24 protein-coding genes are annotated in these 18,762 nt (G+C 35.9%); 5 read left to right on the forward strand and 19 right to left on the reverse strand.

From position 1 onward, the window contains the following. Position 1: 1 nt before the first annotated feature. The 13 genes from rplE to rplC all read right to left on the reverse strand — a co-directional run bounded on the left by rplE (position 2) and on the right by rplC (position 6,071). Complete coding sequence (gene rplE, locus FNJ88_RS04415) at positions 2–553, reverse strand: 50S ribosomal protein L5 (protein ID WP_143851958.1); 552 nt, start codon at positions 551–553, stop codon at positions 2–4. A 12-nt stretch (positions 554–565) separates the two neighbouring features. Continuing rightward, complete coding sequence (gene rplX, locus FNJ88_RS04420) at positions 566–892, reverse strand: 50S ribosomal protein L24 (RefSeq protein ID WP_143851960.1); 327 nt, start codon at positions 890–892, stop codon at positions 566–568. 18 nt (positions 893–910) lie between these two features. Further along, entirely contained in the window at positions 911–1,279 is a 369-nt protein-coding gene (rplN, locus tag FNJ88_RS04425) for a 50S ribosomal protein L14 (protein ID WP_143851961.1), read from the reverse strand. After that, positions 1,279–1,536: a 30S ribosomal protein S17 gene (gene rpsQ / locus FNJ88_RS04430; RefSeq protein ID WP_088263399.1), complete on the reverse strand. Its 258-nt coding sequence runs from the start codon at positions 1,534–1,536 to the stop codon at positions 1,279–1,281. The genes rplN and rpsQ overlap by 1 nt, the downstream gene beginning before the upstream one ends. 11 nt (positions 1,537–1,547) lie before the next feature. Next, positions 1,548–1,736, reverse strand: a complete 189-nt coding sequence (gene rpmC / locus FNJ88_RS04435; protein WP_143851963.1) for a 50S ribosomal protein L29 — start codon at positions 1,734–1,736, stop codon at positions 1,548–1,550. Between the two features lie 11 nt (positions 1,737–1,747). Then, positions 1,748–2,173, reverse strand: a complete 426-nt coding sequence (gene rplP, locus FNJ88_RS04440) for a 50S ribosomal protein L16 (RefSeq protein WP_133439497.1) — start codon at positions 2,171–2,173, stop codon at positions 1,748–1,750. Between the two features lie 83 nt (positions 2,174–2,256). Then, on the reverse strand, positions 2,257–3,003 hold the full coding sequence (gene rpsC, locus FNJ88_RS04445; RefSeq protein ID WP_143851965.1) for a 30S ribosomal protein S3: 747 nt from the start codon (positions 3,001–3,003) through the stop codon (positions 2,257–2,259). Between the two features lie 7 nt (positions 3,004–3,010). Next, positions 3,011–3,412: a 50S ribosomal protein L22 gene (rplV, locus tag FNJ88_RS04450; RefSeq protein ID WP_143851967.1), complete on the reverse strand. Its 402-nt coding sequence runs from the start codon at positions 3,410–3,412 to the stop codon at positions 3,011–3,013. A 2-nt stretch (positions 3,413–3,414) separates the two neighbouring features. Beyond that, complete coding sequence (rpsS, locus tag FNJ88_RS04455; RefSeq protein ID WP_039341565.1) at positions 3,415–3,693, reverse strand: 30S ribosomal protein S19; 279 nt, start codon at positions 3,691–3,693, stop codon at positions 3,415–3,417. Positions 3,694–3,695: 2 nt separating this feature from the next. Beyond that, positions 3,696–4,517: a 50S ribosomal protein L2 gene (rplB, locus tag FNJ88_RS04460; protein WP_143851968.1), complete on the reverse strand. Its 822-nt coding sequence runs from the start codon at positions 4,515–4,517 to the stop codon at positions 3,696–3,698. A gap of 16 nt (positions 4,518–4,533) precedes the next feature. Then, complete coding sequence (rplW, locus tag FNJ88_RS04465; protein WP_143851970.1) at positions 4,534–4,821, reverse strand: 50S ribosomal protein L23; 288 nt, start codon at positions 4,819–4,821, stop codon at positions 4,534–4,536. A 3-nt stretch (positions 4,822–4,824) separates the two neighbouring features. Further along, entirely contained in the window at positions 4,825–5,454 is a 630-nt protein-coding gene (rplD, locus tag FNJ88_RS04470; RefSeq protein ID WP_143851972.1) for a 50S ribosomal protein L4, read from the reverse strand. Continuing rightward, positions 5,445–6,071 carry a 50S ribosomal protein L3 gene (rplC, locus tag FNJ88_RS04475; RefSeq protein ID WP_143851974.1) on the reverse strand — a complete coding sequence of 209 codons (627 nt, stop codon included), beginning with the start codon at positions 6,069–6,071 and terminating at the stop codon, positions 5,445–5,447. The genes rplD and rplC overlap by 10 nt, the downstream gene beginning before the upstream one ends. A 185-nt stretch (positions 6,072–6,256) precedes the next feature. Between rplC and FNJ88_RS04480 the strand changes: the two genes are divergently transcribed. Next, positions 6,257–7,225, forward strand: coding sequence for a hypothetical protein (locus FNJ88_RS04480; RefSeq protein ID WP_143851976.1), 969 nt, complete (start codon positions 6,257–6,259; stop codon positions 7,223–7,225). 2 nt (positions 7,226–7,227) lie between these two features. Further along, positions 7,228–9,897, forward strand: coding sequence for a hypothetical protein (locus tag FNJ88_RS04485; protein ID WP_143851978.1), 2,670 nt, complete (start codon positions 7,228–7,230; stop codon positions 9,895–9,897). A 36-nt stretch (positions 9,898–9,933) separates the two neighbouring features. On the opposite strand, the gene FNJ88_RS04490 is transcribed toward FNJ88_RS04485, so the two are convergent. The 6 genes from FNJ88_RS04490 to rpsL all read right to left on the reverse strand — a co-directional run bounded on the left by FNJ88_RS04490 (position 9,934) and on the right by rpsL (position 14,816). Next, a complete protein-coding gene (locus FNJ88_RS04490) occupies positions 9,934–10,758 on the reverse strand; it encodes a GLPGLI family protein (protein ID WP_143851979.1) in 825 nt (274 codons plus the stop codon). Next, positions 10,755–11,027 carry a DUF1294 domain-containing protein gene (locus FNJ88_RS04495; protein WP_143851981.1) on the reverse strand — a complete coding sequence of 91 codons (273 nt, stop codon included), beginning with the start codon at positions 11,025–11,027 and terminating at the stop codon, positions 10,755–10,757. The genes FNJ88_RS04490 and FNJ88_RS04495 overlap by 4 nt, the downstream gene beginning before the upstream one ends. A gap of 425 nt (positions 11,028–11,452) precedes the next feature. Continuing rightward, on the reverse strand, positions 11,453–11,758 hold the full coding sequence (gene rpsJ, locus FNJ88_RS04500) for a 30S ribosomal protein S10 (protein ID WP_002661363.1): 306 nt from the start codon (positions 11,756–11,758) through the stop codon (positions 11,453–11,455). Between the two features lie 18 nt (positions 11,759–11,776). Then, on the reverse strand, positions 11,777–13,894 hold the full coding sequence (gene fusA / locus FNJ88_RS04505) for an elongation factor G (protein WP_143851983.1): 2,118 nt from the start codon (positions 13,892–13,894) through the stop codon (positions 11,777–11,779). Between the two features lie 6 nt (positions 13,895–13,900). Then, positions 13,901–14,377, reverse strand: coding sequence for a 30S ribosomal protein S7 (gene rpsG / locus FNJ88_RS04510; protein WP_143851984.1), 477 nt, complete (start codon positions 14,375–14,377; stop codon positions 13,901–13,903). Between the two features lie 25 nt (positions 14,378–14,402). After that, positions 14,403–14,816 carry a 30S ribosomal protein S12 gene (gene rpsL / locus FNJ88_RS04515; protein WP_034718671.1) on the reverse strand — a complete coding sequence of 138 codons (414 nt, stop codon included), beginning with the start codon at positions 14,814–14,816 and terminating at the stop codon, positions 14,403–14,405. A 437-nt stretch (positions 14,817–15,253) separates the two neighbouring features. On the opposite strand from rpsL, the gene FNJ88_RS04520 reads away from it, so the two are divergent. The 3 genes from FNJ88_RS04520 to pncB all read left to right on the forward strand — a co-directional run bounded on the left by FNJ88_RS04520 (position 15,254) and on the right by pncB (position 18,730). Further along, entirely contained in the window at positions 15,254–16,885 is a 1,632-nt protein-coding gene (locus tag FNJ88_RS04520) for a leucine-rich repeat domain-containing protein (RefSeq protein ID WP_143851986.1), read from the forward strand. A 103-nt stretch (positions 16,886–16,988) separates the two neighbouring features. Beyond that, positions 16,989–17,465 (forward strand): Dps family protein, encoded by a 477-nt coding sequence (locus FNJ88_RS04525; protein WP_143851988.1) that lies wholly within the window; start codon positions 16,989–16,991, stop codon positions 17,463–17,465. 83 nt (positions 17,466–17,548) lie between these two features. Further along, positions 17,549–18,730: a nicotinate phosphoribosyltransferase gene (pncB, locus tag FNJ88_RS04530; protein WP_143851990.1), complete on the forward strand. Its 1,182-nt coding sequence runs from the start codon at positions 17,549–17,551 to the stop codon at positions 18,728–18,730. The last annotated feature ends 32 nt before the right edge of the window (positions 18,731–18,762 follow it).

Raw genomic sequence — 18,762 nt, forward strand, 5'->3', positions numbered from 1 at the left:
CTTAGTTCTTTTTGAAAGGTAAACCGAAGTGAGTTAATAAAGCTTTTGCTTCTTTGTCTGTGTTCGCAGAAGTTACAAAAGTAATGTCCATCCCTTGGATTTTCTTTACTTTGTCGATTGCGATTTCTGGGAAAATAATTTGCTCAGTAATTCCTAAGTTATAATTTCCTCTTCCGTCGAAACCGTCTGCTTTAATACCAGAAAAATCTCTGATACGTGGCAAAGCTGAAGCAGTAAGTCTGTCTAAGAACTCATACATTTGATTTGATCTTAAAGTAACTCTAGCTCCTACTGGCATTCCTTTTCTTAATTTGAAAGCAGCTTCATCTTTCTTAGAAAGAGTACCAACTGCTTTTTGACCGGTGATTGCTGTAAGTTCTTCTATTCCGTAGTCAACAATTTTCTTGTCTGCAGTTGCAGCACCCAAACCTTGTGACACAACGATTTTAAGTAATTTAGGAACCTGCATAACAGATTTGTACCCAAATTCTTCCATCATTGTAGGAATAATTTTCTCTTTATATAATTGTTTTGGTCTTGCTATATATTCCATCGTCTTTTATAATTATAAAGTTTCACCGGTTGTTTTAGCAACTCTTACTTTTTTATCACCGTCTACCTTACTTCCAGTTTTTGTTGCTTTACCGTCTTTGTCGATAAGCATAACATTAGAAATATGGATTGATGCTTCTTTTTCTACAATTCCGCCTTGAGGATTTCCTGCAGAAGGTTTAGTATGTTTTTTAACAATATTTAACCCAGCTACAATAACTCTAGCGTCTTTGCCTTCTTTTCTGATTACTTCAATAACTTCACCTTTCTTTCCTTTGATTTCTTTCTTTCCTGTGGTGATGATTACGTTATCTCCTCTTTTGATTTTTAACTTTGTCATTTTCTGTAAATTTTAAAATTAAAGTACTTCAGGAGCTAATGAAATAACTTTCATGTATTCTTTGTCTCTTAGTTCACGAGCAACCGGTCCGAAGACTCTGGTACCTCTCATTTCACCAGTAGCGTTAAGAAGTACACAAGCATTATCGTCGAATTTGATGTATGAACCATCTTTTCTTCTTACTGCTTTTTTAGTTCTAATTACTACTGCTTTAGAAACAGTTCCTTTCTTTGCGGTACCTTGTGGTGTAGAATCTTTGATAGTAACTACGACTTTATCACCAACTGAAGCATATCTTCTTCTAGTTCCTCCTAGAACTCTGATTACAAGTACTTCTTTGGCACCTGTGTTATCAGCAACTTTTAATCTTGATTCGGTTTGTAACATTACTTAGCTTTTTCAATGATTCTTACTAATCTCCATCTCTTACTTTTACTTAAAGGTCTTGTTTCAGTAATTAATACTGTATCTCCTTCAGTACACTCATTGTTCTCGTCATGAGCGGTATATTTTTTCGTTTTTAAAACGAACTTACCGTACATTGGGTGCTTTACTCTCGTAGTTTCACTTACAACAATGGTTTTTTCCATTTTATTGCTAGAAACAATTCCGATTCTTTCTTTTCTTAAATTTCTATCCATGATAAAAGGAAATTCTATTGTTGTTTTAGTGTTAATTCAGTCTCCAGACGTGCGATTGTTTTTCTCATGTCTCTGATTTGAATAGGATTTTCAATAGGGCTTACACTATGAGACAATTTCATTTTATTGAAATCTGCTCTAGCTTCTGCCAATTTGTTTTGAAGATCTCCTGCGCTTAGATTTTTGATGTCAGCTTTTTTCATAATAATTCAGATTATTGAGGTTGAACAAAATCGTTCGCCACTACAAATCTTGTAGTTACAGGAAGCTTCTGAGCAGCAAGACGCAATGCTTCTTTTGCTACTTCATAAGGAACACCTCCTACTTCGAACATTATTTTACCAGGTTTCACAACAGATACCCAATATTCCACAGCACCTTTACCTTTCCCCATCCTTACTTCGGCTGGTTTTTTAGTAATAGGCTTATCTGGAAAGATTTTGATCCATAACTGACCTTCTCTTTTCATATATCTAGTTGCAGCAATACGCGCAGCTTCTATTTGTCTTGCAGTGATCCAAGCACCTTCGTTGGCTTTGATCCCGAAAGTTCCGTAAGCAAGTTGACTACCTCTTTGGGCAATCCCCTTCATTTTCATCTTGTGAACTTTACGGAATTTGGTTCTTCTTGGTTGTAACATAATTTCTAGGAATTTTAGATTTTAGATTTTAGATTTTAAAAAAGTAACGGTCATTTAAAAAATATCCTCCAAAATTTCATTAATTATTTTCTATCTCTTGGTCTACGGTCGTCTCTCTCTCTTCTGTCATTACGATCATTACGATCTCCTCTACCTGCAGGACCTCCTTTTTTCTGTTGTCCTACTAGTGGGCTAAGGTCTACTTTACCGTAAACTTCTCCTTTCATAATCCAAACTTTCACTCCTAATTTTCCGTACTGAGTAAGTGCTTCACCGATATGGTAATCGATATCTGCTCTAAAAGTTGACAATGGGATTCTACCTTCTTTAAAAGATTCGCTTCTTGCCATCTCAGCTCCGTTCAATCTACCAGAGATTTGAACTTTGATTCCTTCAGCTCCCATTCTCATGGTGCTTTGAATTGCCATTTTCACAGCTCTTCTATAAGAAATTCTATTTTCAATTTGTTTTGCAATACTGTCTGCAACTAAAACTGCGTCAAGCTCAGGTCTTTTGATTTCGAAGATATTGATCTGGATATCTTTATCCGTCAATTTTTTTAATTCTTCTTTTAATTTATCAACTTCCTGACCTCCTTTACCGATGATTAATCCCGGTCTAGCAGTAGTAATTGTTATAGTGACTAATTTCAATGTTCTCTCGATGTAGATTTTTGAAATTCCACCTTTGGATAATCTAGCCTCAAGGTATCTTCTGATCTTGTAGTCTTCTGCAATTCTGTCTCCATAATCTTTACCACCATACCAGTTTGAATCCCATCCTCTGATGATACCTAATCTGTTACCAATTGGATTTGTCTTCTGTCCCATACCTTGATTATTTATTATCTTTAGTTCCTAAAATTAAAGTGATGTGGTTTGATCTTTTTCTGATTCTATGACCTCTACCTTGTGGTGCTGGTCTTAGTCTCTTCAATTGTCTTGCACTGTCAACCATAATTTCTTTTACGATTAAGTTAGCTTCTTCGATATCTGCACCCTCATTCTTCAACTGCCAGTTAGCCATTGCAGAAAGAAGTACTTTCTCTAATTTGTTTGAAGCCTCTTTTTTGGAATATTTAAGGATTGATAACGCCTTATCTACTTGTACTCCTCTAATGATATCAGCTACTAATCTCATTTTTCTTGGAGAAGAAGGGCAGTCATTATGTAACGCTTTGGCTACATCTTGATTTGCTATTTTACGTGCTAGTGCACTTTCTCTTTTTCTTGATCCCATGATTATCTACCTCCTTTATTTTTGTTACCGCCGTGACCTCTAAAAGATCTTGTCGGAGAAAATTCGCCTAACTTATGACCTACCATATTTTCAGTTACATAAACCGGGATAAAAGATTTCCCGTTGTGTACTGCGATGGTTTGTCCTACGAAGTCTGGAGAGATCATTGATGCTCTAGACCAAGTTTTGATTACTGTCTTCTTACCAGACTCTATATTTGTCTGAACCTTCTTATCTAAAGTGTGATGAATGAAAGGTCCTTTTTTAAGTGATCTTGACATAATTATTTTCGTTTAGATATGATATGACGGTTAGACGCTTTGTTTTTCTTTCTAGTTTTGAAACCTTTTGCAGGCATACCATTTCTTGATCTTGGGTGACCTCCAGAAGATTTACCTTCACCACCTCCCATTGGGTGATCAACCGGGTTCATTACAACTGGTCTTGTTCTAGGTCTTCTACCCAACCATCTGCTTCTACCTGCTTTACCTGAAACGGTAAGCATGTGATCGTGGTTAGATATTGATCCGATCATTGCCATACATTCACCAAGAACCATTCTAGATTCTCCTGAGGGTAATTTAATGATTACATATTTCTTATCTCTAGAAGTTAACTGTGCCGATGAACCTGCACTTCTTGCCATAATTGCACCTTGACCAGGCTTCAATTCGATACAAGAAATAACAGTTCCTAAAGGAATGTTTTTCAACTTCATTGCATTACCAACATTTGGTTCTGCTGCTTCTGAGGAGATTACTTTCTGGTCTACTTTGATACCGGCTGGAGCGATGATATATCTCTTCTCTCCATCTGCATATTCTAATAAAGCGATGAAAGCGGTTCTGTTTGGATCATACTCAACAGTTTTTACCGTAGCTTCAACATCAAACTTGTTTCTTTTGAAGTCGATAATTCTGTATTTTTGTTTGTGTCCACCTCCGGTGTAACGCATGGTCATTTTACCAGTATTGTTACGACCACCTGACTTACTAATACCAACGGTTAGAGATTTCTCTGGTTTGTTGGTAGTAATTTCATCAAAGTTATTTACAACTCTGAATCTCTGTCCCGGGGTGATAGGTTTTAATTTTCTAACAGACATTACTATTATTTATTAATTAATTTGCAAAAATATCAATCACTTCCCCTTCTGAAAGGGTAACGACTGCTTTTTTCAATTTGTTGGTTTTCCCAACCTGTAATCCTTTTTTAGTGTGTTTCGACGAAACTTTAGGTCCATAAATCATGGTTCTAACCTCCGCTACTTTAACACCATAAAGCTCTTCTATTGCTTTTCTAACTTGGATTTTATTCGCTTTAGGATTAACTAAAAATGAATAAGCTCCTCTTAAATCAGTTAGATAGTTGGCTTTTTCTGAGATAATTGGTTTAATTATAACTGACATGATTTATTTTCTTAAATTTTCTTGAAATTTTTCTAATGCACCTTCTAAGAATATAATCTCTCCAGCGTGTACCAAGTCGTAAGAACTAATTTCGTTATAGGTCAAAACTTTGGTTTTAGCCAAGTTTCTTGAAGACAAGTAAACGTTTTTGTTCGCTTCTGGTAAAATATAAAGAGATTTCTTTCCTTCAAATCCTAACGCATTGTTCAAAGTGATAAATTCTTTAGTTTTTGGAGCATCAAAATTGAATGACTCTAAAACTTTAATTGAATTATCTCTCATTTTTTGTGAAAGAACTGATTTTTTAGCTAATCTTTTCAAAGCTTTGTTCAATTTGAATCTGTAGTCTCTTGGTTTTGGACCAAACATTCTACCTCCTCCTCTGAAGACTGGATTTTTGATATCTCCATATCTTGCAGAACCTGAACCTTTTTGCTTTTTCAACTTTTTAGTTGATCCTGCAATTTCGCTTCTTCCTTTTGATGAGTGAGTCCCTTGGCGCTGAGCGGCAAGATATTGTTTCACTTCTAAGTAAACCGCATGCTGATTTGGCTCTATTCCGAAGATCGCTTCATCTAGAGTTACTTTTCTTCCGGTTTCTTTTCCTGATGTATTAAATACTACTAGTTCCATTTTCTGATAATTACATAAGAATTTTTTGCTCCCGGAACAGCACCTTTTACTACTAAAAGATTTTGTTCGTCATCTACTTTTAACACTTGTAGGTTTTGTACGGTAACTTGTTTACCACCCATTCTTCCTGCCATACGCATTCCTTTGAATACTCTGGAAGGATCTGAACCTGCACCGATAGAACCTGGAGCTCTTAATCTGTTGTGCTGCCCATGAGTTGCCTGCATTACCCCCGCAAAGTTGTGTCTTTTCACAACCCCTTGGAAACCTTTACCTTTTGAAGTTCCAGTTACATCAACATACTCACCTTCAGCAAATAAGTTTACTTTCACTTCATCTCCAACGCTTAACTTCTCAACGAATTCATGATAGAATTCTACAAGTTTAGCTTTTGGAGTTGAACCCGCCTTTTTAAAGTGGCCGGCTAACGCTTTACCAACGTTCTTTTCACTCTTGTCATCGAAACCAAGTTGAGCAGCTTTGTACCCATCCTTTTCAACGGTTCTGACCTGTAAAACCGAGCAAGGACCTGCTTGAATAACGGTACACGGCATGTTTTTGCCATTTTCGTCAAACAAAGAAGTCATCCCGATCTTTTTACCAATAATACCTGACATTGTTTATATATATCTAATTAAGTTCTCGCTTGCCAATCAAGGGATGGGTGATTTCTATTTTTGAAATAGGCGCACTTCTTCCTTAAATTGAGTGTGCAAATGTATGAAGAATATTTTAATTGACAATATAACAGTGTAAAATATTTTGATTTTTAACATATTACAATTTTTTATAATTTTATCACATGAAAACATTCAGTTTCGTTCTTCTTTTTACATTGATGATTTCTTGCGAGAATTCAAAAGAACATGATTATACTTTATATTATTGGCGAACTCACCTTTCTCTAAATAAGACAGAAAAAGCGGCTCTGAAAAAAGCAACCATTCCATATATATACACTCGATTTTTTGATATAGAAAAAAAAGACGGAAAATTTCAACCTGTTGCCGTAATTACGAAAGACAATTCTTTTCAAACTGACAAAGAGATTGTTCCGGTCGTATTTATAAAGAACGATGTATTTTACGATATCACTATAGATGAAGTTAATTTTCTGGTAGAAAACGTATATACTTTAGTCAAAAAAAAACAAAGTGAATTTGGATTTAAAATATCAAAGGAAATTCAGATCGACTGCGACTGGACTGCAGGAACGAACAAAGAATACTTTGTCTTTCTTAAAAAGCTAAAAGAACTTTCGGGAAAAGAGATCACCTGCACCCTTCGGCTTCATCAAGTTAAGAACAGCAAGCTGTCGGGAATTCCGCCCGTGGAAAAAGTGTATCTGATGTGCTACTCCACTTCTTCACCTTTAGAAAACTCAGATCGAAATTCTATTCTCGATATTCCAACTTTAAAAAACTATCTAAAAAACATCGATCTTTATCCTTTAGCGATAGATATTGCTTTGCCGATTTACTCCTGGGGAATTGTAACCAATCATGTTGGCAAACATAAGTTAATCAATGCGCTTTCAATTAAAGATTTAGAAAACCCTAACTTTAAAAAAATATCTGAAACGGAAGCTGAAATTATGAAAGACGGTTTCTACTTCGGAAACTATCTCAATAAAGGCTTTACCATCAAAGCAGAAGAAATTTCCGATCAGCAGTTAACCGAGGTTAAGCGCTATCTGAATAAAAAAATACCAGACTATGCTATTGTATATTACCATCTGGATCGTAAATTTACAGAACACCACGAATTTTAGTTATGAAAAAAGTTATCCTTTCCGTTGCCCTGTTTTTTATGATGTATTCGAAATCCAATGCCTGTGCCTGGTATGATCCGGATTACGAATATTTCAATCTGTTTACCCAAAGTATCATTAAAGACAAATCCTATGTTCCTTTTCTGCACACCTTATCTAACCGGTTCTATGGTCACGAGCATTTTGAGATTCCCGATGAAAATATTGAAAACTGGCAGAAGTATTTCGGAAATTCACTGAGTTATGTGGAAACTAAAATGCTGGTGGAAAAAATGCCGATGAAGGATTTGAATGATTTTAAAAACGGCAGTGCCGGAAATTCGATTCTTCAAAAATTAGGAGGGTATCAAAAATATGAAGAAGGAATTGATTATTTAATTGAGGCAAAATATCTGGAACCTTTCATGCGCATCAATTATGTGGAAAGTCCGGATTCTTGGTATAGAAGTTCCGAAGAAGAATCAAAAAACGCAACCGGGCTAGATTATGACAAAACGATCTCGGCTTTAACTTCACTTTACAATGCAGTAAAAAATCCTGAGATCAAGTTACGATATGGCTTTCAACTCGTACGGTTTAACCATTACACCAGAAATTATGAGGAGGCGACGAAAGCTTTTATAAAATACATTGAACCATTACAGTTAAAATCTGCTCCTTACTTTATGGCGTTGGATCAGTTGGCGGGTGCACAACGGGGTTTGAAAATGTACAGTGATGCAAACTATAATTTCTTTCAGGTTTTTATGAACAGTAAGAGCCGCAAAGAAAGTGCATTTGTTTCTATGCGTCTGTCTGATTCTGCTTCTTTTGAAAATCTTTTGAAAATAGCGCAGTCACCACAGGAAAAAAATATGGCGTATTTTCTTTTAGGTTATGAAGATTTTAATGATCCAATTCCTATGATGCAAAAAATGTACGACATTGATCCCAACTCTGAGATTCTAAAAGTACTGGCTGCGAGAAGTATTAATGAGCTGGAAAGAAGTTACCTTCCCGTGTATTTCAGTGCCGACACCCAAAAAACAACGAGTGAACCACCGACGAATAAAACCATGTCTGTAGAAAGGCCATCACCTTCCACAGAAGTGAGTTTTTGGCAAAAAATTAAAAATTTCTTCAGTGGCCTTTTCAGTTCTGATAAGGTGATTTCACCAACCAAAGGAAATGATCAAAATGAAAAAGAACTGCTCAAAAACCCAAACCGGATTCCGTTCTACAATAAAACGACGAATCTTTGGACGGACGAAACCTCAGAGAATTATTTAAACGAATTTGAAAAAATTACTTCAAAAATTAAAGAAAAATCAGATGACGAATTCTGGCAGATCGCAGATGCATATCTCTCCTTCCTTAAAGCAGATTACGAAAAAAGTGCACAAACTTTAAATAAGATCAAAACCACTAACAACGAATACATTACAGAGATCAGCCGCATGAAGATGCTAAATGATATTGTATCGCAACCAAAAATTACGGCTGAGTACGAAGACCATTTAATGAAAACCTATCCAGAGCTATTTAGTAGCATGACCTCCAAAGAGGAGTTGCCCAGCTACTATGGAGAAGACCGGAATGCAACGCAGGATTTCATCCGGGATATTTTGGCTAACCGATATTTTATTCAAGGCGAAGAAGGGAAATCGTTTCTAATGAGTAACAGACTTTCTGATCTACAGTATAATCCAAATTCAAACCTTGTTAAAAGTGTAGAAGACTTTTACAAAAAAACCAATAAGACGCAACTGGAGCAAATGATCATCGCCAGCAATATCGATGAAGTAGGAAACATAGATGCTTTCTTTAATGTAATTTATGGAGATCGGGAAATGCGCCTGGCCAATTTTGAAAAAGCGAAGAGTTATTATGACAAAGCACAAAATTTCAGCGGAATTCCAAGAGTGCAATATGACTGGCAGGAAGGAGAAAAACCGATCATTAACAAAGTCAAATATAGTGATTCATATAATGGATTCGATCATATTAGTGCATTGATTTTTGGACATCATGTTTTCGAAAGCTTTGAAAGTCCTGACACACAAACAATGACTTCAGAGAATTTTGGAAACTTTGATTTCATTAAAGATGAAATGAATAAATCCGAACTTGCAGCTGCTTTGATTGAATTAGAGAAAACCGGAATGGGAACGGGTGAAAAAGCAGCGAACGCAAATCAACTCATCGGAAATGTTTTGTATAATACTTCAATCCTGGGATATTACCGGCATTTATTTGTAATGGATGTGGATAATGCCAACAGTCCGAAATTTCATTTTTACAATACGGACCAACCAGTTTTCCAGTACTATTATAAAAACTTCACCTGGACGAGTTTCATTGAACCGGATAACTTTGACCTTTCTATAAGATATTATAAAAGAGCATTAAAACAAAGCCAGGATGAAGAGCAGAAAGCCAGAATTCTTTTCCAAATGGCGAGTGCCGAACAGGGAAAATATTATCAATGGGAACAAAAACAATCTTACGATTTAAAATATGATGATCCTGATTATGACCAAAAGCAGGCAGCATATGTTCAAAATTTAGATCTTACTAAAAACCAAAAGTACAGATCATACTTTGCGGAATTGAAAAAGAATTATAGCCACACGCAAACTTCAAAAGACTTGCAGGGAAGTTGCTCTTACTATGATCATTTTATGAAAAGATAGTAATAATGAAAAGGGATCAATGTGATTCCTTTTTTTTTATTTCGGATAAGGAATGGCTTTATCAAGTTCGATGGGGTTGTTTTCCTTGCGCATTTCTTCCTGGGTCATTGCAGTTAATTCTTTGAACTGATCGAGACTCTTTATTTTAACGCCCATCACTGAAAAAGTGGTGTCTCCATTATTGTTTTTAAAGTCTTCTTTGAAATCCTGCAATGGATCGTTAAATAATTCCATTTGCTTTTTTAATAAAATTTTCTCCGTGACTGGAATGGCTTTTTGACCGGCAAACGACTCCAGGAAACCTGTAGTATCGTAAGTCGATTTTAACTGATAACTTTTTACGAGAGTAAAATTAAATTTATTTTTATCATCGGCAATCTCAAAAATTAAACCTGGTAAACCACGGAACTTGTATGGACCTTCATTTAACGTAATTTCGGTATTGAACCAAGCAATCCAATTTCTCCCTCCAAAAGCTGTTGTCGCTTTTTGAAGGTTATAATTGCCGACTTTTTTTGTTTCAGTGGATAATTTCCAATTGATCAAATCTTCGGTCTGAAGACTGAAAAGATCATTTAATAATATGTAAGAAGTATTCTTGTTCGCATTTCGATTTCTTTTTAAAACCGGAAGCGCATCATCCCAACTTGAATTTCTATTATTAGTCGTTTTATTGATGGAATCGTTTTCAGCAAAAAAGTATGGATAGAATTTCACTTCGTCTGGATTGATATCGAGGATCATATTTTCTTTGGTGAACTCTTTTGCAAGCGAATCACTTTTGAATTGATATTCATAGATGAAACGGTGGGTTTGTGCAGTTAACAGAAAAGGAACCAGAATCAGGATTAGATACTTCATTGGTAGTAATTGTAAAACAAATATATTATTAAAATCTGAATCACGATCACCGTCAACATTTTGAAGATGAAACTTTTCTTGTTGGTCTTATGCTTAAAGATCAGCATCCCTAAAATGGAGCCGATTGTTCCGCCGAAGAACGTCATGATCAATAATGATGTTTCGGGAATTAGATGTTGGTGTTTTACGGCTTTGCGTTTGTCAAGGCCGAAATAGATGAAACTGCCGATATTAATAGTGGTAAGAAAAGCGATGGAGAATTCATTCATTATACGAAAATACAAAAAAACTCTGCTCGATGTAAGGTTGAATTCATACCGTTTCAGTTTTTGGAATTTAAAAACCCTTTCAACCTTTGGAAGACTGAAAGGGTTTATGAAAATTTATCAACTGCTTAATAAAAGATGTCGCCACATGCTTTTCAGAAATAGAACGGTCTGAAATTTTAGCCGCGATTGCAGCGACATCCTTTTGCAGAACGTAGTGGCGCAAAAGATATAGCGGAAAGCGGGACTGCACTTGAAGAGAGAAAATAATCCGGATGCTTCTGATTGAGATTTACTTATTAATTATAATGAGAGATTACTTCGTCGTCGTTCCTCCCTTTCGCAATGACGGTAAATAAAAAAATCCCTAATCTTCCGATAGTTATCGGAACGAAAAGGGATTTATATAAGAACGATAATTTAAATTATCACACTTTAATTTCTACGTCAACTCCTGAAGGTAACTCTAATTTCATTAGGGCATCTACAGTTTTAGAAGAAGAAGAATAGATGTCCATCAATCTTTTGTGTGCAGATAGTTGGAACTGTTCTCTTGCTTTTTTGTTTACGTGAGGAGATCTCAACACGGTGAAGATTCTCTTATTCGTTGGCAAAGGAATCGGACCGTTTACAACAGCACCGGTAGCTTTTACCGTTTTTACGATTTTCTCAGCAGATTTGTCTACCAAATTGTAATCGTAAGATTTTAATTTTATTCTGATTCTTTGTGACATTTTGATCTAATTTAAATATTAACCTCTTGCTTTTTCGATTACAGATTCAGCTACGTTAGACGGTGCTGCTTCGTATTTTTCGAATTCCATAGAAGATGTAGCTCTACCTGAAGACAGGGTTCTAAGCGTTGTTACATAACCGAACATTTCAGAAAGCGGAACGAATCCTCTGATTACTTTCGCATTGTTACGGTCATCCATACCATTTACAGTACCTCTTCTTTTGTTAAGGTCACCTACGATATCACCCATGTATTCTTCCGGAGTTACCACTTCAATTTTCATGATTGGTTCCATGATTACAGGTTTAGCTTTTTTACCAGCTTCTTTGAAGCCCATCTTAGCAGCTAATTCGAAAGATAATGCATCTGAATCCACCGGGTGGAAAGATCCGTCTTTCAAAGTTACTTTAATGCCTTCGATTTCGAAACCAGCTAAAGGACCATTTTTCATTGCTTCTCTGAAACCTTTTTCAACAGATGGGATATATTCTTTTGGAACGTTACCACCTTTGATTTCATTGATGAATTCCAGGCCTGGTTTGTTGTCATCAGCCGGAGCCAATTCAAACACGATATCTGCAAATTTACCACGACCACCAGATTGTTTTTTGTAAACTTCTCTGTGATTAGCCGACATTGTAAGATTTTCTTTATATTCTACTTGAGGTTGACCTTGGTTAACTTCAACTTTGAATTCTCTTCTCATACGGTCAACAATAATATCCAAGTGAAGCTCACCCATTCCGGAAATAATTGTTTGTCCTGAAGCTTCGTCAGTTTTAACCTGGAAAGTTGGATCTTCTTCAGCTAATTTAGCTAAAGCGTTCCCCATTTTATCCTGGTCAGCTTTCGTTTTAGGTTCTACCGCGATACCAATTACCGGATCTGGGAAGTCCATAGATTCAAGAACGATAGGATTTTTCTCATCGCAAAGAGTATCTCCTGTTTTGATGGATTTGAATCCTACTGCTGCACCAATATCTCCTGCCTCAATATAGTCTATTGGCTCTTGTTTGTTGGCATGCATTTGGAAAATACGAGAGATTCTCTCTTTGTTACCAGATCTTGTGTTCAAAACATAAGAACCAGCATCTAATCTACCAGAATAAGCTCTGAAGAATGCAAGTCTACCTACGAAAGGATCGGTTGCGATCTTAAATGCCAATGCTGCAAAAGGTTCAGTTACTGACGGCTTTCTGATAATAGGTTCCTCTGTTCTTGGATCTATACCATCAATTGCCTCCTTATCCATTGGTGAAGGAAGGTATCTACATACAGAATCCAGCATGAACTGAACTCCTTTATTTTTGAAGGAAGAACCACATGTCATTGGAATGATGCTCATATCCAAAGTTGCAGCTCTAAGTGCAGCATGAACTTCTTCTTCGGTAATGGAATTTTCGTCTTCCATAAATTTTTCCAGAAGGTTTTCGTCATACGCAGCGATCTCTTCAATCAACTGTGCTCTGTACTTTTTTACTTCATCAGCCATTTCAGCTGGAATCTCTACAATATCAAAAGTAGAACCATGGTTTTCATCGTGCCATACAATTGCACGGTTTTTAACTAAGTCTACCACTCCTTTAAAGTCAGCTTCGTCACCGATCGGCAATACAATTGGAACCGCATTGGAACCAAGCATTTCCTTTACCTGCTTACAAACATTAAGAAAGTCAGCACCTTGTCTGTCCATTTTATTTACGAATCCCATACGTGCAACTTTATAGTTGTCCGCAAGTCTCCAGTTGGTTTCAGACTGAGGCTCTACACCATCAACGGCTGAAAAAAGGAATACTAAACCATCAAGTACTCTGAGAGAACGGTTTACCTCAACGGTAAAATCAACGTGTCCTGGGGTATCAATAATGTTAAAGTGGTAATCCTTTGCTTCCGGAAGAGCTTTTCCTTGTTCGGTTGGGAACTTCCAGTCTACAGTTACAGCCGCAGAAGTAATAGTAATACCTCTCTCTGCTTCCTGCTCCATCCAGTCAGTTGTAGCGCCACCTTCATGAGTTTCCCCAATTTTGTGATTCTTTCCTGAATAAAACAATATTCTTTCTGTCGTGGTCGTTTTCCCTGCGTCAATATGCGCAGCGATACCAATGTTTCTTGTTAATTTAAGATCTCTTGCCATTTCAGATTAGAATTTAAAGTGTGAAAATGCTTTGTTCGCTTCAGCCATTCTGTGAGTGTCTGTTTTCTTTTTGTACGCAGCACCTTCTTCTTTAGCAGCAGCAATAACTTCAGTAGCTAATTTCTGAGCCATTGATTTATCATTTCTTGCTTTAGAATATTTAATTAACCATTTCATCGCCATAGAAATTTTTCTATCAGCTCTAATTGGCATTGGGATCTGGAAGTTAGCACCACCAATTCTTCTTGAACGTACTTCTACGTGAGGCATAACGTTGGTTAAAGCATCTTTCCAAATTTCCAAAGCGGTCTTTTCAGTTTCCCCTTTTTTGTTTTCTACGATTTCTAATGCATCATAGAAGATTTTGAATGCGATTGACTTTTTACCGTCATACATCAAATTGTTTACAAATCTTGTTACCAGTTGATCATCAAATTTAGGATCCGGTAACAACGCTCTCTTTTTCGCTTTTGTCTTTCTCATTGTTTCGTTTCTTACTAATTAATGATTACTTTTTCTTACCTTTTGCAGGTGCTGCCGCAGCTTGACCTGGTTTTGGTCTTTTTGCTCCGTACTTAGATCTTCTCTGGGTTCTCCCAGCTACTCCTGCGGTATCCAAAGCTCCACGAACAATGTGATAACGTACTCCCGGTAGGTCTTTCACCCTTCCGCCTCTAACCAATACTATCGAGTGCTCTTGTAAATTATGTCCTTCGCCCGGGATATAGGCGTTAACTTCTTTACCGTTTGAAAGTCTTACCCTTGCAACTTTTCTAAGTGCAGAGTTAGGTTTCTTAGGTGTGGTAGTATATACTCTTGTACATACACCTCGTCTTTGTGGACAAGATTCAAGGGCAGCCGATTTGCTCTTCTTGGCAAGCGAGACTCTTCCTTTTCTTACTAATTGTTGAATAGTAGGCATTTATTGCTTTTTATTTTAGGGTGCAAAATTAAGAAAATATTTTCAATTGACAATTGTGAATTGAAAATTATTTAAAAAATAGAGGGTAGTGTATTATATAAAAGGAGCACAAAGCTTATCAACTACCGTTTTTTAACGAGTCGTTTGAATATGGGAGGATTTTTTCTGTCTTTATATATTAGTAAAAACTCAAGATATTTTTTTAATATCGCGGAATCTATTTTATTATAATACATCCTTTAAAAGAACCTATCGCAATACAGCCAATATTTAAGACAGACATTAACACCAAATAAATTGCATCTAAAATGGCTTCATACTTCTCTTTTCTATAAAAGTATCACAAAAATAGCTCTATTCAACTCCTGGTTAATAATCAATAATGCTACATGCTCTCTCTCATTTTCATCTATATTTGCAAACTTTAAAAATAATAGGTGAAAAAAACGCTACTCTTTATTCTTATATCAACCTTATGTTTTGGACAAAAATGGAGTATTTCTTTCGCAGAGAGATCGTCTCTGGTAAATTTCTACCAAGCAACAAATGGCGATCACTGGAGTATAAAATGGGACTTCGAAAAAGATCCCAAGTATTGGTATGGGATTAAAATAAACAAAGGAAGTGTAATTGAAATCAATTTGAGGGGTAATGGCTTGAAAGGAGATTTCCCGAACACTATTTCTGGTTTTGATAAATTAGAAAGATTAGACTTAAGCTCCAATCAATTGGGAGGAGAATTGTCAAATTCTATCGCTGGCCTCCGTCATCTGAGTCAATTGGATCTAAGCAACAATAGATTTACTGCTGACCCCAGCTTTTCTCTTGAATCTCTTTCAACATTACAAGAACTTTCTCTTGGGAATAATAATTTCAGCTTTGGTGACATCGATGGATTTCTCCAAAATTTTCCAGATTTAAAAGTTTTGGATCTAGCACATGCAGGAATCATTGCGGTCCCACAAAAAATCTCTACTTTAACTAAACTTGAAACATTAGATTTAAGCAATAATCTGATATCGAAAAACTTTAGCAATCTTTCTACATTATTGATTTTAAAAGAATTGAATCTCTCGGGAAATCAATTAACCAAAGTGCCTAGCGAACTTACGACACTTACTCAACTTAAAATTCTCAATTTAAGTCGTAATGCAATTTCACAAAATTTCACCACTGCACTTTCTTCATTAAAAAATCTAGAATGGCTTTCCTTTCAAGATAATAACATGACTGGTTTCCCACCGGAACTCCCTCAATTAAAAAAACTGATCCATCTGAACTTTTCACACAACAAAATCTCCAGCGGATTTGAAACTCTTATTTCATTACAGAATTTGGAGCAAATTTATTTTGATAAAAACTTAATTTCCGGAGTCTTCCCATCTTCATTTCTTCAATTAAAAAAATTGCAGATGCTGTCATTAAATGGCAATCAACTTTCCGGCGACATTCCAGAAAACATTCCACCACTAACCTTTTTAGACAATAATAGGTTTACAAAAAATAATATTAAAACATTCTTATTAAAAGAAAAAGCTCTTGTTGACTTTACCTACTCTCCACAAAGATATGATGAACAAAAAACGATCGTTGCAAGTTTGGGGAGCTATACAAAATTACCCCAATCAATAGACGGATCAGATTTTCAGTTTACGTGGTTTAAAAATTTAGACCACAATACCTCTTTGCATACGGAGCAATACTCAATAAACGATGTAAAAGAAGATGATTTCACAGATTACACCTGTGAAGCCTATTATTTTGAAGTTTTGCACGCTGATTTAATGGAAGTATCCTTCTTCCGCGAACCTGTCACGTTATCGAAAGGCTTAGGAACAAATGAGGTAAAAAGCGACTTAGTGGTATATCCTAACCCAGCTAAGGATTTAATTAATATTAAAACGACACAACTGAAGATTGAGGAAGTTTATATTTTTGACTTAAGTGGAAAACTCATCCTTACAACAAAAAACAAAAACATTAAAATTAATGACTTACCCTCAGCTATTTATATTATTTCCATTAAAACTGACGAAGGAATAAGATCTGTTAAATTCATTAAAGAATAATCGTTTTCGTTTATTGAAGCAATCATATTGATAGGCTTCATCAATTGACATACCTCTATAACCCGCACCCGATTTAGTATCTTTGCTACTAAATAACAAGGTAATGAACAATTCGAAAATTATCGGTTTAAACGAAACCGACTGTCAAAAAATTTCAGAAAAATTAAATATTTTATTAGCAAACTATTCAATTTTCTATCAAAATATAAGAGGCGCACATTGGAACATCAAAGGAGATCAATTTTTTACCCTTCATCCCAAATTTGAAGAACTGTATAATAACCTGGTTTTAAAAATTGATGAGCTTGCAGAAAGAGTTTTAACGCTGGGTTCCACTCCCAACCATAATTATTCTGATTACTTAACCCTTTCTACCATTAAAGAAAGTAAAGAAAATTCTGATGGGACAAAATGTGTTGAAAATATTCTGGCCTCTTTTAAAATCGTGATCGATCTACAGAGAGAATTGCTTGATATCACTGACCAAGCGGGAGATGAAGGTACCAATTCCCAAATGAGTGATTATATTACGGAACAGGAAAAAGAGGTTTGGATGTACAATTCTTACTTGGGAAAATAAAAAAAAATTTAAATTTATCAAAAATCGCCTTTCGTAGGCGATTTTTGTTTTTAATTTTTACATTTGTTCAAAGATTATAATTTATGCCTGAAGTTCGCCTAAGATCAATTCTCGATAATGATTTCTATAAAATAACGATGCAAAATGCGGTTATCAAACTTTTTCCTAACGAGAAAGTAAAATACCAATTTATCAATCGGGGAAAACATCAATTTCCACCAGGATTTGCCGAGGAACTCAGAAATTCGGTCAACGCGATGGCAGAATTGAAATTGACTAAAGATGAGAAACAGTTCCTTCGCGAAACCTGCCCTTATTTAGATTTACCATATTTGGATTTTTTAGGAGGCTATCATTATGATCCAACTGAAGTTCATATCACACAAACAGAAGATTCTCTGGAAGTTACCGTAGAAGGTGAATGGTACCGAACTATCTTATGGGAAGTGCCAATTTTAGCCTTAATTTCGGAACTGCATTATGAAATGAAGCATCTTGGACGAGATTCTAATGCAGATGTAATTCAGAAAACACTGGAGAAGGCAGATCAGCTGAATCATCTTGGCGTCACCTTCGCAGAATTTGGAACCAGAAGGAGACATTCTTACAAAGTACACGATCTGGTTGTTGATTCACTGGTGAAAAATAATAGCTTGGGAAACTTCATAGGAAGTTCTAATGTTCATTTCGCAATGAAATATGGTATAAAACCAATTGGTACTCATGCTCACGAATGGTTTATGTTTCATGCTGCAGAATATGGATTTAAAATGTCGAACGCTCTTTCTCTAGAACACTGGGTAGATGTTTACCGAGGAGATTTAGGAGTTGCTCTTTCTGACACTTATACGACAGAAGTTTTCTTCCAGCAGTTTGATAAAAAATTCGCAAAATTGTTCGATGGTGTTCGTCATGACAGCGGGGATCCTATTGAGTTTGCGAACAAGACCATTGAACATTATAAAAAAAATGGTATCAATCCATTATTTAAATACATTATTTTCTCTGACGGTTTGAATCTTGAAAAAGTAGAAGAAATCACCAAAGCCTGTGAAGGCAGAATTGGAATTTCATTTGGTATAGGAACCAACTTAACGAATGATGTTGGCTTAAAACCCATGAACATTGTAATGAAACTAATTGCGGCACAATCCATTAACGGCGACTGGATTCCAACGGTTAAACTTTCAGATGAACACGGTAAATATACAGGTGATCCTAAAATGATTGAGCTTGCGAAAGAGTTTTTACGCATCCAGGATTAACGCTTCCGCTATTTTTCCACTAATTAAAATCG

The organism is Chryseobacterium sp. SNU WT5 (assembly GCF_007362475.1).
In the GTDB taxonomy this organism is placed as follows: domain Bacteria; phylum Bacteroidota; class Bacteroidia; order Flavobacteriales; family Weeksellaceae; genus Kaistella.